Genomic DNA, 15045 nt, shown 5'->3' on the forward strand with positions numbered 1-15045 from the left:
CGGCGAGCCCTACCGGGCCCTACCGGATCTCGAGGATCTTCTCCCGCATCGCGTAGACCACCGCTTCCATCCTGGAGTGCAGCTGGAGCTTCTCCAGGATGTTGCGGACGTGGTTCTTCACGGTGTTCTCGGAGATGAACAGCTCCTTGGCGATGTCCTTGTTGTTCATCCCCGTGGCGACGAGCTTGAGTACCTCCAGCTCACGGTCGGTCAGCCGGGGGGCGGGGACGAGGCGGCGCTCGTCGGTCCGCTGGATCATCGACTTGAACTCGGTGAGCAGCTTCGACGCCATGGAGGGGCTGATCTGCGACTGCCCGTCGGCCACGGCGCGGATGGCGGTGGACACCTCGTCCGTGGAGATCTCCTTGAGGAGGTAGCCGGTGGCGCCGGCCTTGATCGCCTCGTAGAGGTCGGCCTCCTCGTCGCTGATCGTCAGCATGATGATCTTGGCGCTGGGCGCGACCTCCTTGATGGACGTGCACGCCTCGATCCCGCCGCGCTTGGGCATGCGTACGTCCATCAACACGATGTCGGGCAGCAGGTCGGCGGCCTTGTCGACGGCCTCCGCCCCGTCACCCGCCTCGCCGACCACCTGGATGTCCTCCTCGGCGGCGAGCACGATCTCCAGGCCGCGACGGAAGAGGGCGTGGTCGTCCACGACAAGGACTCTGATCGGCTCCTTGCGCGCAGTGCCCGCCTCCGGTGCCACGCCGACGACGCCACCGTCGGCGTCCTCGTCCCTCATCGGTCCGAAGCTGTCCGCCATCGTTGTTCCTCCCCCTGAGGCTGTGGCCCGGTCTGTGGTGCGGTGGCCAACCCAAGGCAACGGCCCATCGGTTGAGCCGTTGCCGCCATGATTCCATGCCCGACCGACACTGCGGTGACCAAGCGGCCTGTGAAGGGGGCGCACACCGGTGCCCCTGGGGGCGCACACCGCGCTCCAGGGGCACCGTCGCAGCTGTTGTTGTCGCCGGGGCGGCTCAACCGCCCAGTGTGCCGCCCGCCTCGGGCGCCTGAGTGACCATCGTGTCCGTCCGGAGGTGGATCACTCCGTAGTCATAGGCATGCCGCCGGTAGACGACGCTGGGTTCCTTGGTCTCGGAGTCGACGAAGAGATAGAAGTCGTGCCCGACCAGCTCCATCTCGTAGAGGGCCTGGTCGAGGGTCATCGGAGAGGCGACGTGAGTCTTCTCGCGGACGACGAGGGGTCCGTCCCCCTGTACCTCCAGCGAGCCGACCTTCTTGGTGGGAACCTGGCCCGCGTCCGCTTCCGTGGCGGTCTGACCGCTGCCGTTCAGGGTCGCCGCGCCGGGGACGTGGTCGGGGACCTCGGCGGCCGAGATCCGTCGTGCGCCACGCCGCGAGAAACGCTTGTCGTGCTGCTTGCGCAGCCGGGCACCGAGCTTCTCCGCCGCCAGGTCGAGCGCGGCGTACGGATCGCTGGCCGCTGCCTCCGCCCGGATCACCGGACCGCGGGAGCGGAGCGTGATCTCCACCCGGTCGCAGCGGTCGGCTTGTCGGGGGTTGGGCTCCTTGGACACCTCGACGTCGAGGCTGATCACCTTGCCATCGAGCTTCTGGATCTTCTCCAGGTTCAGCTTCTCGGCCACGTGCTTGCGGAACCGCTCGGGCACCTCGGTCTTGCGGCCCTTGACGACGATGTCCACGCAGAACTCCGTTCCCGGATCGCTCCGCTCCGACGGCGGAGCATCTCCCTTGTGCACCCGGTTCCGGTGAGCTCCGGAACCTCGGACTCGGTGACGTCCACCTCCTCCTGCCCCGCAGGCAAGATCTCCACCCGGCCGGTACGGGTGATAGCGAAAACCCGCAGCACGGCATTCGGATATGACGGGGATGGCCTGCGCCTTTCCCTCACAACCCGAACATATCTCGCCCGGACGGATGACGTCACCCTCTACTGCGGCGTACCTCCGTTCAGGTGAATTGACCCGCTCATTACCTGCAACGATGCAAGTTCTCAGTCAGTTCCGGTCCATTCCAAAGGAATCCGGAGAGGCCGCGACGACCGCCGCGCAGACCACACCACCGGCGCCGTACACCCCCGCCATTTCCGGTGCGCCGTACATCGAGTTCCCCTCCTTCCGCTCCTTCTGCCTTGATCCCGACTTCCGTTTCCTCATCCCTTCCCGGCCCCCCGCCGTGTACACGGCCGTCGTGACCGCCCGCGTCGCCTCCGCCAAGGAGGCCCCCGTCGTCATGACGTCGTCGACCAGCACCACCGGACCGCTCAGCAGCAGCCGCGCACCGCCCGCGGTCACCTCCAGCGCGCCCGCGAGGTTCTCGAGCCGCTGCCGGGAGGTCAGCCCCGACTGGTCCGCCACGACGCGCCGCTGGCGCAGCACCGCCAGGGCCCGGGCCGGCGTCCCTGACCGCCGCAGCCCACCGGCCGCCGCGAGCGCGATCCGCCGCGCGGGATCGTGCCCCCGGGCCCGCACCGCCCGCCGCGCGGACGGCACGGGGACGAGCAGCACGGCCTCACCGGCCGCCCCAGAGGCGGCCCCGGCTCCCGCTCCTGCTCCCCCCGCTCCCGTCGCCGCCGCCCGCAGCCCGGCCCGTACAGCACCCGCCAGCGCCGTGCCCAGCGGGCGTGCCAGAGCCAGTGCGCCCCGCTCCTTGTGGGCGAGCAGGGCCGCCCGCGCCGCGTCCGCGTACGGCGCCGCCGCGTACACCGCCGGCAGTCCGGACGGCTCCGGAACCGGTCGCACCCGGCGTGGTGCGCCATGACTGAGGACGGCACGGCACCGAGGACAGAGCACTGTGCGAGGCCTGCCGCAGCCGCCGCACTCGGTCGGCAGCACCAGGTCGGTGAGGTCCTGCCACCACCCGTGCATGTCTTCCACTGTGCCGACAGCGCACCGTCCCGGCCAGCCCTGTGGACAACCCCCTGTGGACAACTCCCGCCAGCCGCCACCGGGACTCCCCCACACGGGCGACCGAGGGATGCCCCGGCCCGCTCGGGAGGGAGGAAAGTCTCGCAGCCCAGCCGGGAGGAAAGAGCTCTCGGCCCGGTCGGGACGGAAGGGCGCTCAGCCCGGGTAGACCGGCGCCAACCCGCCCTTGTTCACCTGCTGCCACTGCGCCCCGGACCACAGCCGGACGATCCCGTCCTCCGAGGAGTACGCCACCAGCGGCGACTGGTCGTCCTCGGCCGCAGCGATCGACTGCACCCCCGTGAGCGCCGCCGGCGGCGGGCCCTCCGGCGTGGAGCCGTCGACCTGGACGTATCGCATCGTCTGCACGCCCTCATGCTCCCGCCCGGCCACCACGAGGCGGCTGTCGCCGGCCCACGACATGGCGGTGACGTTCTCCAGCTCCGGAGCCGCCGAACGCAGTTCGCGCACCGATACCACCGGCCGGTCCCCGGCCTTTTCGTCGCGTTCGATCCGCCCGATGAGCAGGGATTTGCTGTCGTTCTCCGCCCGCACGACCAGGGCGATCCGCACCCCGTCGGCGGCCACCCGCACCGCGTCGACGCGCCCCTTCAGCCCGGGGACCCGCACGTCGAGCGGCTGGCCCCGGCCCTGCTCCAGTACCACCAGCCGCGGCCTTGCGGGATCGCGGTCGGCCACCCACAGGTCCCCGCGCGCGTCCCAGCTCGGTACCGTCAGCCGGTCGCCCTCGACCTTGCCCTGGCTCTGCAGCACCGGCGTGTCAAGGGCGCCGCCCGCCAGGAGCGAGCCCACGAACAGCGACTTGCCGTCGTCGGCGACCCCGGCCGCGGTGCGCTCGTCCCACGACACCGCCGCCGCCTGGAGCTTCTGGACGCCCTCGCCCAGCGCCCCCGGCACGGGTTCGGCGCTCGTGCCTTTGACGTCGATCCGCACCAGCCGCTTCTTGTCGTCGACGAAGTACAGGTAGTCGGACCCCTTCACCGACCCGCGCGTGGCGACGGCCTCGGTCTGGTTTTCCTCCAGCGAGCACAGTGTGCCGCCGCCGGCGCGCTGGAGCGTGATGGTGTCCACGGTGGGTGTCAGGTTCTGCAACGTGAACAGCAGTTGGGTCGCCATCTCCCGGCACTTCTCGCGCCCGACCCCGGAGGCCTTCTCGTTCAGCGGCACCGTCAGCCGGTTCTGGTCGTCGGGCGCCAGCGCGGTGACCCCGCGGCGCAGCTCCGTCCCGGCCGGGAAGCTCGAACTGACCGCCGGCTCGAGCCAGTCCGTAGGCCCGCTCAGCAGGGAGCGCACCACCTGCGTCATCGCGTCCACGCGCCGGCGCACGAAGACGGGATCGGCGACGGCGGTCGCCGATGTGGCCGAATTCGCCCAGGTGTTGGAGGCGAAGTAGTACTTGTTGACGGACATGTAGTTGCGCTGGAAGTCCGACTGGCCCATGACGATGCCCGGTGGCAGAACGTCGATGCGCCACTGCCCGCTCTTCTTGTCCCGCGTCAGATGGACCGGCTGGCTGTACGTGCCGCGCATCGGCGTGTACGACTGCTGCCTGTCCACCAGGGCCACCTTGTCGCCGGTCAGCGTGAACGCGTAGTCGTCGCTGCTGTCACGGCTGGTGTCGTGTCCCGGGGTGTGATTGACATTGATGTCGCTCGCGAGCACGGTCGTGGACTGCTCCGGCCGCCAGTGCTCCGACGCCGTCCCCGTCAGATACTGACGCGCCGTCGCATACTGCGGATCGTCACTGGTCAGGGCCTCCAGAAAGCCCTGCACGATCTCCCGGGGCTGGGCGTCTTCCGGGGGCGGCATGGCGAACACCCGCAGTTGGCTGTCCTGGCGCGGGGTGGACTCCACGTCCCGCAGATCCCCGCTGTCCGGCATCGAGGCACACCCCGCCAGCAGTACGACCCCGCAAGCGGCGTACACCACCGCGCGCACCGGCCGCCGCACGCCCCCCACGCGGTCAGCGCCCACGAAATGCCTCCCCTTGCTGTGTCACGTCGTCCTGCGGCCCGGATTCCTCGGCGGCCGCGGAGTCCGCAGGCCTCTCCCCTGCCGCGTCCACGGCGGACACCGACTCCTGCCGTCGCCCTCCTGCGGCCGGCCGGGGCACCACACGCGCGCCGTTGCCGGGCAGCGCCGTCGGATCGGCTGTCGGGGACGCCGACCGGGACACGATCGGGTCTCGCGACGACGCCATCCGCTCACCCGTCGCCTGGACCGGCACGGTGGCACGCTTCCCGCTCGGCAGACCGGCGTCGTCGAGCCCTCGGTTGCGGCGCGAGTCCTTCGGCTCCAGTGGGACGGGCGAGCCCCGCAGCGGCTCGTCCGCGGTCCTCGGCAGCGTCAGGCGGAACTGCGAGCCGCCGCCCGGCTCGCCCCATGCCTGAAGCCAGCCGCCGTGCAGCCGGGCGTCCTCCAGGGCGATCGACAGCCCCAGACCGGTGCCGCCCGTGGTGCGGGCGCGCGCCGGATCCGCCCGCCAGAAGCGGCTGAACACCCGGGTCGCCTCACCCGGCTTGAGCCCGACGCCGTAGTCGCGCACCGCGACCGCGACCGCGCCGCCCGCCGCGGCGAGCTTGACGACGACGTCCCTGCCGTCGCCGTGCTCGACGGCGTTGACGACCAGATTGCGCAGGATGCGCTCCACACGCCGGGCGTCGGCCTCCGCGACGACCGGCTGCTGGTCGCCGACAACCCGTATCCGCGTCCCTTTGCGTTCGGCGAGCGGCTCGGCGCCGCCGACGACCCGGTTCACGACCTCCCTGAGGTCGATCGGCTCGGCCTCCAGCGCCGCCGCGCCCGCGTCGAAACGGCTGATCTCCAGCAGGTCCGCGAGCAGCGACTCGAACCGGTCGAGCTGGTCGGCGAGCAGTTCCGCCGAGCGGCCGGTGATCGGGTCGAAGTCCACACGCGCCTCATGGATGACGTCGGCGGCCATCCGAACGGTCGTCAACGGCGTGCGCAACTCGTGCGAGACGTCGGAGACGAACCGGCGCTGCATCCGCGACAGCTCCTCCAGCTGCTGGATCTTCAGCTGGAGGTTCTGCGCCATCTTGTTGAATGCCTCGCCGAGCCGCGCGATGTCGTCCTCACCGGTGACCTTCATCCGCTCCTGGAGCCGCCCGGCCGACAGCCGCTCGGCGATCCCGGCCGCCATCCGCACCGGCGTGACGACCTGCCGCACCACCAGCCAGGCGATGGCTCCGAGGAGTACGACGACGAAGAGACCGGCCGTCGCCAGCGTGCCCTTGACCAGGCTCAGCGACTTCTCCTCCTGCGTGAGCGGGAAGAGGTAGTACAGCTGGTACGGCTCGCCGTTGGGGTCGTTGACCTGCTTGCCGATGACCAGCGCGGGCTGGGAGCCCTTGTCGCCGTCCTGGTAGACGATGCGGGCGTAACTCTGGGCGGCCACCATGCCGTTGTTGATGCGGGCGCGCAGCTCCTCCGGAACGCTCGCCGTCGGATTCACGCCGCCGGAGGCGCGCGGACCGCGCCCGCCACCGCTGTCGTCGCCGGCGGGCAGCGTGACCACGTCGAAGGCGCCCTGACCGCCACTGGACAGCGACGACACCAGGTCGCTCATCCACTGGATGACGTTCTGCGAGGAGTGGCCGTCCGCGGCGGAGCCGTCGTCGCCGGGGCCGGTCGCCTCCTCGTCGGCCCGCTGCTTGGCCACCGCGAAACCACCGGTGGCCTGGCTCTGCGAGGCCTTCACCTTCGCGTCGAGCAGTCCGTTGCGCACCTGGCCGATGACGACCACACCCAGCAGCAGTACGAGGCCCAGCGACATCAGCAGGGTGGTGGCGACCACCCTGAGCTGGATGTTGCGCCGCCACAGCCGCATCCCGGGCAGCAGCGGCCGGCGCACCCAGCGCAGAAAGAGACGCAGGACCGGGCTGCCCTGCACGCCGCCGTGCAGCAGCCCGCCCTCCAGAAGACGTCCCCAGCGGGAGCCGGCGTTCGTCCGGCCGACAGGCCGCCCCGCGCCGGCCCCGGAACCCCCGGGCGCCGAAGCGGCGCTGTCCCCCGACACGTCAGCTCGGTCCGGCCTTGTAACCGACACCGCGGACGGTCACCACGATCTCCGGCTTCTCCGGGTCCTTCTCGACCTTGGAGCGCAGCCGCTGGACGTGCACGTTCACCAGACGGGTGTCGGCCGCGTGCCGGTAGCCCCAGACCTGCTCCAGGAGCACCTCGCGGGTGAACACCTGCCACGGCTTGCGGGCCAGCGCGACCAGCAGGTCGAACTCCAGCGGCGTCAGCGCGATCGACTGCCCGTCCCGCTTCACGGAGTGCCCCGCGACATCGATGACGAGGTCGCCCATGGCGAGCTGCTCCGGCGCGGGCTCCTCCGACCTGCGCAGCCGCGCCCGGATACGGGCCACGAGCTCCTTCGGCTTGAACGGCTTCACGATGTAGTCGTCGGCGCCGGACTCCAGGCCCACGACGACGTCCACGGTGTCGCTCTTGGCCGTCAGCATCACGATCGGCACTCCGGACTCCGCCCTGATCAGGCGGCACACCTCGATGCCGTCGCGGCCGGGCAGCATCAGGTCGAGCAGGACCAGATCGGGTTTGGCCTCGCGGAAGGCGGCCAGCGCCTTGTCGCCGTCGGCCACGAAAGACGGCTCGAAACCTTCACCACGCAGCACGATCCCGAGCATCTCGGCCAGTGCGGTGTCGTCGTCGACGACAAGGACTCGTCCCTTCATAAACGACATCATCCCATTCTCGTAACGGTGGCGAAGATCCAGGTGAGACAGCTCACTGGCCTGTGACGATAGTCGTACGGAGCCGTCACTGTCTGCCTCGGGCCCGAGAACGGGGGTGCCGATGCTCAGTCTGTCGTGGTCCCCCTCGACCTGGCGCACAATTCGGCCAGTCCCTTGGCGGTCACCGGCGAGACGGCACCTTCCTCGGTGACGATCGCCGTCACCAGCTCCGGCGGGGTCACGTCGAACGCCGGGTTGTAGGCCTGCGTGCCCAGCGGCGCGACCGGGAGACCGCCACCGGCTCCCGTGACCGGGACCTGGGGCGCGATAAACTCGGTCACCTCGTAGCTCGGTCGCTGCTCGACCTCGATCGCCGCACCGTCCGGAGTCGCCGGGTCCACCGTCGTCACCGGCGCCACCACGATGAACGGCACATGGTGGTAACGCGCGAGGACCGCGAGCGGATAGCTGCCCACCTTGTTCGCCACCGAGCCGTCGGCGGCGATACGGTCCGCGCCGACCAGCACGGCGTCCACCTCACCGGCCGCGAACAGCGAGCCCGCCGCGCTGTCGGTGAGCAGGGTGTACGACATGTCGTTGCGGGCCGCCTCGTACGCCGTCAGACGGGCGCCCTGGAGCAATGGCCGGGTCTCGTCCACCCACAGCCGCCGCAGCCGTCCCGCGCGATGCGCAGCGAGCGCCACCGCGAACGCCGTACCCTCCCCGCCCGACACCAGCGACCCGCTGTTGCAGTGGGTGAGGACGCGGTGCCCGCCACCGGGCAGCAGCTCGTCCAGCAGCGCCAGCCCGTGCTCGGCCATCCGCGCGCTGGCCCGGGCGTCCTCCTGGTGCAGCTGCCGCGCCGCGGCCAGCGCCGCCGAGGCGGCCTGCGCGGGGTCCCCGGTCCTGACGAGCGCCGTCTGATGAGCGGACTGCGCCCGGCGCACACCGACGGAGAGGTTAACGGCCGTGGGCCGGGCGGCCGCCAGCGCGGTCGCGGCCTCGTCCACGTCGAAGCCGCGCGCGGCGGCGAGCGCGACGCCGTACGCCCCGGCGATGCCGAGCAGCGGCGCCCCGCGCACGGCCAGCGACCGGATCGCCTCCACCAGCGCGGGCGCGTCCGTACACACCAGCTCGACCTCCTCGGCGGGAAGCCTGGTCTGGTCGAGGAGGACCAGTACCGGCCCCTCGGGCGGCTCTTCCCAGCGGATCACCGAGGTCCCGGCCGCCCGGTCGTCCTCGCGGGTCTGCGCGTACTGATCAGCCATGCCGTCAGTCTGCCCCCTATCCGGCGGACAAATGAAGGTACGCAGCCGCCACCACCGCCGGTCGCCCGAAGACCACCCCATGGCACGATGGCTGCCAACCTGCCGCCGCGACGGCGGACGGGCACCGTGAAGGAGCGACGATGACTGACACTCCGGGCTGGGCCTCGCCCGGATCCGCCCCGTCCGACGGACAGGAGACCGGCGCGTCCGGACCTGCCGACGCCGCCGGCCGCCCCGACGCCGCACCACCCGCGGACCAGTCGGGCGAGCAGCCGCAGGGCCCCGGCGTGAAGTGGTCCAAGGAGCAGCCGCCGCCGGGCCAGTGGTCCGCGCCCACGGGAGCCGCGGCCCCCGGCCAGGCACCACCGCCACCCGCCGGCCCCGGCTGGGGCGGACAGCCCCCGGCCGGCTACGGCCCCGGCGGTTATGGCACTCCCGGTTACGGCGGTCCCGCCGGCTACGGCGCCTGGGGCACCGGCTGGGGCGGCCCGCCCCCCGCGGCCAAGCCCGGCGTGATCCCGCTGCGCCCGCTGGGCGTGGGCGAGATTCTCGACGGCACGGTGTCCACCATGCGCGCCCACTGGCGCACCGTCCTGGGCATCACCCTGGTCGTCGCGGTCTTCTCTCAAGTCATCGTCATCCTGCTGCAACGCCTGGTCCTCGACGGTACGAGCAACCAGGTCCTCAGCGACCGGAACGCCACCCCCGGCGAAGTCGGCCGCGCGATGCGCGACGTCATGCTCGGCTCCGGCGCCGTCTTGATCCTCTCCTTGGTCGCCACCGTCATCGCCACCGCACTGCTCACGACGGTCACCAGCCGCGCGGTCCTCGGCAAGCCGGTCACCACCGCGGAGGCCTGGCGGGACGCCCGCCCCCAGGTGCTCGAGCTGTTCGGGCTGGTCATCCTGCTGCTGCTCATCTGCCTCGGCGTCATCGTCGTCGGCGCGCTGCCCGGCATCCTCGTCGCCACCACGACCTCGCCCCTGGGGGGCATAGCACTGGCCTTCCTGGGTGTCCTGGTCGCCTGCGTACCCGCCCTGTGGCTGGCGGTCCGCTTCTCGCTCGCCTCGCCCGCCCTGATGCTGGAGAAGCAGGGCATCGCCAAGTCGATGAGCCGCTCCGCCAAGCTGATCCGCGGCTCCTGGTGGCGCGTCTTCGGCATCCAGCTGCTGGCGGGACTCATCGCGGGCCTCGTCTCCGCTGTCATCGCCATCCCCTTCTTCGCCCTCGCCATGGTCTTCGGCGCGGGCGGCATGTCCGCCTTCCTCAGCGGCACCCCGAACGTCGGCTGGGCCTACCTGATCATCACCGGGATCGGGGCCGTGCTCAGCTCCACGATCACCTTCCCGATCACGGCCGGCGTCACCGTGCTGCTCTACATCGACCAGCGCATCCGCCGCGAGGCCCTCGACCTCGACCTGGCCCGCGCCGCGGGCGTCCAGGGCTACGGATCCGACGCACCAGCCTCTGGGAGCTGATGCCGTGAGTCTGGCGGGGGGAGTTCTCACAGCACTGCCGGCGTTCCCACGCGCCGTGGACAAAGCCCTGCGGATCGCGCTGCACACCCGCGGCGCGGTCCTGGCGCAGTCGCGTTCCGCAGCCGAGCCACCGGTGACCGTCCCACGTGACCCGGCACGGGAGGCGGCCCAGCGCGAACTGTCCAAGCCGATGTACCACGAGCACGACCCGGGCCTGCTGCAACGCGCCCTGAACGCCTTCTGGAACTGGATCGGCAAACTGTTCGACTCTGCCTCGGTCGCCACCCCGGGTGGGGGCGTCGGACTGATCGTCGTCATCGTGGCCGTCCTCGCCGTGCTCGGGGCCCTGTGGTGGCGCCTCGGCACACCGCGCCGCGAACCCACTTCCTCCGCCGCCCTGTTCGACGACCGCCCCCGCAGCGCCGCCGAACACCGCGCCGCCGCCGAGGCGCACGCCGCCCAGGATCACTGGAACCAGGCCGTCCAGGAGCGCATGCGCGCCATCGTCCGCTCCCTGGAGGAACGGGCCCTGCTCGACATACGCCCCGGCCGCACCGCCGACGAGGCCGCCGCCGAGGCGGGCCGCGCCCTCCCCGCGCACACCGACCGGCTGCGCGCCGCCGCCCGGGACTTCGACGACGTCACATACGGCGGCCGCAGGGCGACCGAAGCGGCGTACCACCGCATCGCCGAACTCGACCGCGACCTCGAACGCACCAGGCCCCAACTCGCCGGCACCGGCCACGGCAAGGCCCCCACCGGCCACCAGGGAGCCGCCGGATGACCACCGAGGCCACGATCCCCTCCACCTCGGTCTCGCGCACCGGCGGCCAGGTGTGGACCCGCGCGCGCGGGTTCCTGCTCGCCCTCGTCCTCCTCCTCGCCGCCGCCGTCGCGATCGCCGCGGTCCAGTCGGGCGCCCGGCACGGCCGCCTGGACCCGCACTCCGCCGACCCCTACGGCAGCCGCGCCGTCGCCGCGCTCCTCGCCGACCACGGCGTGTCCACACGCGTGGTCACCACCCTCGACCAGGCAGGCGCCGCCGCCGGCCCCGACACCACCCTGCTGGTCGCCGCCCCCGACCTGCTGACGGACGGACAGCAGTCCCGGCTGCGCCACGCGACCGACGCCTCCGGCGGACGCACCATCCTCGTCGCCCCCGACTTTCCCTCCGTCAGCGGCCTGGCCCCGGGCGTCACCGCGGCGCACACACCCAGTTTCGACACCACCCTCTCCCCCGGCTGCTCCCTGCTCGCCGCCCGCCGCGCGGGCACCGCGGACACCGGCGGCGGCATCCGCTACTCCACCACCGTCAAAACGGCGGACGCCTGCTACCCCAGCGACGGACTGCCCACCCTGCTGCGCATCCCGCAGTCCACCAAGGGCGGCGACACCGTCGTCCTCGGCACCCCCGACATCCTCTACAACAACCGCCTCGCCAAGCAGGGCAACGCCTCGCTCGCCCTGCAACTCCTCGGCTCCCGCCCCCATCTGATCTGGTACCTCCCCTCGCTCTCCGACGCGTCGGCCCCCGACACCCGCGACCGCGGCTTCTTCGATCTGCTGCCCTCGGGCTGGCTCTGGGGCACCCTGCAACTCTTCATCGCAGCGGCCCTGGCCGCCCTGTGGCGGGCACGCCGACTCGGTCCCCTCGTGCCTGAAAAACTCCCCGTGGCGATCCGTGCCTCCGAAACCGTCGAAGGCCACGCGCGCCTCTACCGCAAGGCGAACGCCCGCGACCGCGCCGCCGCTGCTCTTCGCTCCACCACACGCACCCGCCTGGCCCCCCTCGTCGGCATCCCCGCCACCCAGGCGCACACGCCCGAGGCCCTGCTCCCCGCCCTGTCCGCCCGCCTCCACGGCGAGGGACAGTCCCTGCACGACCTGCTCTTCGGCCCGCCGCCCGGCGACGACGCGGCCCTCGTCACCCTCGCCGACCGACTCGACGCCCTCGAAAGAGAGGTACGACGTCCATGATGGACCCGACCACTGACAACGCCGGGCGCACCGGGGACACGGGCCAGGCCCGGTCCTCCTTGGAAGCCCTGCGCGCCGAGATCGCCAAGGCCGTGGTCGGCCAGGATCCCGCCGTGACCGGTCTCGTCGTCGCTCTCCTCTGCCGTGGACACGTCCTCCTCGAAGGAGTCCCCGGAGTGGCGAAGACCCTGCTCGTCCGCACACTCGCCGCCGCGCTCGACATCGACACCAAGCGCGTCCAGTTCACCCCCGACCTGATGCCGAGCGACGTGACCGGCTCGCTGGTCTACGACGCCCGCACCGCCGAGTTCTCCTTCCAGCCCGGCCCGGTCTTCACCAACCTCCTCCTCGCCGACGAGATCAACCGCACCCCGCCCAAGACCCAGTCGTCGCTGCTGGAGGCCATGGAGGAGCGCCAGGTCACCGTCGACGGCACCCCGCGCCCGCTCCCCGACCCCTTCCTGGTCGTCGCGACCCAGAACCCGGTCGAGTACGAGGGCACCTACCCCCTCCCCGAGGCCCAGCTGGACCGCTTCCTCCTCAAGCTGACCATCCCGCTGCCCTCCCGCCAGGACGAGATCGACGTCCTCACCCGCCACGCCGACGGCTTCAACCCGCGCGACCTGCGCGCCGCCGGCATTCGCCCGGTGGCCGGCCGCGCCGACCTGGACGCGGCCCGCGCCGCGATCGCCAAGACGAGGGTCTCCCCGGAGATCACGGCCTACGTCGTCGACATCTGCCGGGCCACGCGGGAATCCCCGTCCCTGGCCCTCGGCGTCTCCCCGCGCGGAGCGACGGCGCTGCTGTCGACGTCCCGTGCGTGGGCCTGGCTGACCGGCCGCGACTACGTCATCCCCGACGACGTCAAGGCACTGGCCCTGTCCACCCTGCGCCACCGTGTACAGCTGCGCCCGGAGGCCGAGATGGAAGGCGTGACCGCCGATTCGGTGATCAACGCGATCCTCGCCCACGTGCCGGTCCCCCGCTGATGGCCCTCACCGGACGCGCCGCGCTCCTCGCGGCCCTCGGCTCCCTCCCCGTCGGCATCTGGGACCCGGGCTGGTCGGGCATCCTCGCCGTGAACGCGCCCCTGGCCGTGGCCTGCGCCTGCGACTACGCCCTGGCAGCACCGGTGCGGCGCCTCGGACTGACCCGCTCCGGGGACACCTCCGTGCGTCTGGGCGAGAGCGCCGACGTCACCCTCACGGTCACCAACCCCTCGCGCCGCCTGCTGCGCGCCTGGCTCCGTGACGCCTGGCCCCCCAGCAGCTGGCAGCCGGGCACCGAAATGACGGCCTCCCGGCATCGCCTGACCGTGCCGTCCGGCGAACGCCGCCGTGTCACCACGCGCCTGCGCCCCGCCCGTCGCGGCGACCGCCAGGCCGACCGCGTGACCATCCGCTCCTACGGCCCCCTCGGGCTCTTCGCCCGCCAGGGCACCCACAAAGTCCCCTGGACGGTACGCGTGCTGCCGCCGTTCACCAGCCGCAAGCACCTGCCCTCGAAACTCGCCCGACTGCGGGAACTCGACGGTCGCACCAGTGTGCTCATCCGCGGAGAGGGAACGGAGTTCGACAGCCTGCGCGAGTACGTCCCCGGCGACGACACCCGCTCCATCGACTGGCGCGCCACCGCCCGCCAGTCCACGGTCGCCGTCCGCACCTGGCGCCCCGAACGCGACCGGCACATCCTGCTCGTCCTGGACACCGGCCGCACCTCCGCGGGCCGCGTGGGCGACGCCCCGCGCCTGGACGCCTCCATGGACGCCGCCCTGCTCCTCGCGGCCCTCGCCTCCCGCGCCGGCGACCGCGTCGACCTGCTGGCCTATGACCGCCGGGTTCGCGCCCTCGTCCAGGGCCGCTCCGCAGGAGATGTCCTGCCGTCCCTGGTCGACGCCATGGCGACACTGGAACCCGAACTCGTCGAGACGGACGCCCGGGGTCTCACGGCCACAGCCCTGCGTACGGCACCGCGCCGCTCGCTGATCGTCTTGCTGACGAGCCTGGACGCGGCGCCCGTCGAGGAGGGCCTGCTTCCTGTGCTCCCTCAACTCACCCAGCGCCACACGGTCCTGGTGGCCTCTGTGGCGGATCCGCTGGTGACACAGATGGCCGCGTCCCGGGGAAGCGTGGACGCGGTCTACGAAGCCGCCGCCGCGGCCCAGGCGCAGACCGAACGCCACCGCACGGCGGAGCAACTCCGCCGCCACGGTGTCACCGTCGTCGACGCCACACCGGATGATCTGGCGCCGGCGCTGGCGGACGCGTATCTGGCGCTGAAGACAGCGGGGAGACTCTGAAAGAGAGAGCAGGGGACGGGGGCATAAGCCCCTGGTACGGTGCGTAAACGCAGAAAACCCCCGTGCCGAAGGGCACGGGGGTTTTCTTTAAAATTTGTTCGGCGGCGTCCTACTCTCCCACAGGGTCCCCCCTGCAGTACCATCGGCGCTGTGAGGCTTAGCTTCCGGGTTCGGTATGTAACCGGGCGTTTCCCTCACGCTATGACCACCGAAACACTATGAAACAATCAACCGGAGCCGCAGCAAGGCTACGACGGTTGTTCGTGGTTTCAGAACCAACACAGTGGACGCGAGCAACTGAGGACAAGCCCTCGGCCTATTAGTACCGGTCACCTCCACACCTCACGGTGCTTCCAGATCCGGCCTATCAACCCAGTCGTCTACTGGGAGCCTTAC

Annotated in this window: 12 protein-coding genes and 2 rRNA genes; 5 read left to right on the forward strand and 9 right to left on the reverse strand. The window is 71.6% G+C overall.

Annotated features, from left to right (window positions below; genetic code table 11):
• Positions 1–19: 19 nt before the first annotated feature.
• The 7 genes from ACIQFZ_RS06375 to mtnA all read right to left on the reverse strand — a co-directional run bounded on the left by ACIQFZ_RS06375 (position 20) and on the right by mtnA (position 8895).
• The gene (locus tag ACIQFZ_RS06375; RefSeq protein WP_365773668.1) at positions 20–766 is read right to left on the reverse strand and encodes a response regulator transcription factor; all 747 of its coding nucleotides are present in this window, start codon (positions 764–766) and stop codon (positions 20–22) included.
• Positions 767–980: 214 nt separating this feature from the next.
• Positions 981–1667: a ribosome hibernation-promoting factor, HPF/YfiA family gene (hpf, locus tag ACIQFZ_RS06380; RefSeq protein ID WP_365425410.1), complete on the reverse strand. Its 687-nt coding sequence runs from the start codon at positions 1665–1667 to the stop codon at positions 981–983.
• 315 nt (positions 1668–1982) lie between these two features.
• A complete protein-coding gene (locus tag ACIQFZ_RS06385) occupies positions 1983–2852 on the reverse strand; it encodes a ComF family protein (protein WP_383057851.1) in 870 nt (289 codons plus the stop codon).
• Between the two features lie 195 nt (positions 2853–3047).
• Positions 3048–4886, reverse strand: coding sequence for an LpqB family beta-propeller domain-containing protein (locus ACIQFZ_RS06390; protein ID WP_402690741.1), 1839 nt, complete (start codon positions 4884–4886; stop codon positions 3048–3050).
• Complete coding sequence (gene mtrB, locus ACIQFZ_RS06395) at positions 4876–6948, reverse strand: MtrAB system histidine kinase MtrB (RefSeq protein ID WP_402690742.1); 2073 nt, start codon at positions 6946–6948, stop codon at positions 4876–4878. Before mtrB ends, ACIQFZ_RS06390 begins: the two co-directional genes overlap by 11 nt.
• A gap of 1 nt (position 6949) precedes the next feature.
• Positions 6950–7639, reverse strand: coding sequence for a two-component system response regulator MtrA (mtrA, locus tag ACIQFZ_RS06400; RefSeq protein ID WP_402690743.1), 690 nt, complete (start codon positions 7637–7639; stop codon positions 6950–6952).
• 113 nt (positions 7640–7752) lie between these two features.
• Positions 7753–8895, reverse strand: a complete 1143-nt coding sequence (mtnA, locus tag ACIQFZ_RS06405) for an S-methyl-5-thioribose-1-phosphate isomerase (protein WP_365425418.1) — start codon at positions 8893–8895, stop codon at positions 7753–7755.
• A gap of 140 nt (positions 8896–9035) precedes the next feature.
• On the opposite strand from mtnA, the gene ACIQFZ_RS06410 reads away from it, so the two are divergent.
• The 5 genes from ACIQFZ_RS06410 to ACIQFZ_RS06430 are packed head-to-tail and all read left to right on the forward strand — an operon-like array spanning position 9036 to position 14649.
• A complete protein-coding gene (locus tag ACIQFZ_RS06410) occupies positions 9036–10373 on the forward strand; it encodes a glycerophosphoryl diester phosphodiesterase membrane domain-containing protein (RefSeq protein WP_402690744.1) in 1338 nt (445 codons plus the stop codon).
• Between the two features lie 4 nt (positions 10374–10377).
• Complete coding sequence (locus tag ACIQFZ_RS06415; RefSeq protein ID WP_376653416.1) at positions 10378–11157, forward strand: DUF4129 domain-containing protein; 780 nt, start codon at positions 10378–10380, stop codon at positions 11155–11157.
• Positions 11154–12350: a DUF4350 domain-containing protein gene (locus tag ACIQFZ_RS06420; protein WP_402690745.1), complete on the forward strand. Its 1197-nt coding sequence runs from the start codon at positions 11154–11156 to the stop codon at positions 12348–12350. The genes ACIQFZ_RS06415 and ACIQFZ_RS06420 overlap by 4 nt, the downstream gene beginning before the upstream one ends.
• A complete protein-coding gene (locus ACIQFZ_RS06425) occupies positions 12350–13339 on the forward strand; it encodes an AAA family ATPase (protein ID WP_402690746.1) in 990 nt (329 codons plus the stop codon). The genes ACIQFZ_RS06420 and ACIQFZ_RS06425 overlap by 1 nt, the downstream gene beginning before the upstream one ends.
• Positions 13339–14649 (forward strand): DUF58 domain-containing protein, encoded by a 1311-nt coding sequence (locus ACIQFZ_RS06430; protein ID WP_383057840.1) that lies wholly within the window; start codon positions 13339–13341, stop codon positions 14647–14649. Before ACIQFZ_RS06425 ends, ACIQFZ_RS06430 begins: the two co-directional genes overlap by 1 nt.
• Positions 14650–14745: 96 nt before the next feature.
• On the opposite strand, the gene rrf is transcribed toward ACIQFZ_RS06430, so the two are convergent.
• Positions 14746–14862 (reverse strand): 5S ribosomal RNA (rrf, locus tag ACIQFZ_RS06435).
• Positions 14863–14948: 86 nt separating this feature from the next.
• Positions 14949–15045, reverse strand: a 23S ribosomal RNA gene (locus ACIQFZ_RS06440); the annotation flags it as partial.

This window comes from Streptomyces sp. NPDC093064, assembly GCF_044754605.1.
Classification (GTDB): Bacteria; Actinomycetota; Actinomycetes; order Streptomycetales; family Streptomycetaceae; genus Streptomyces.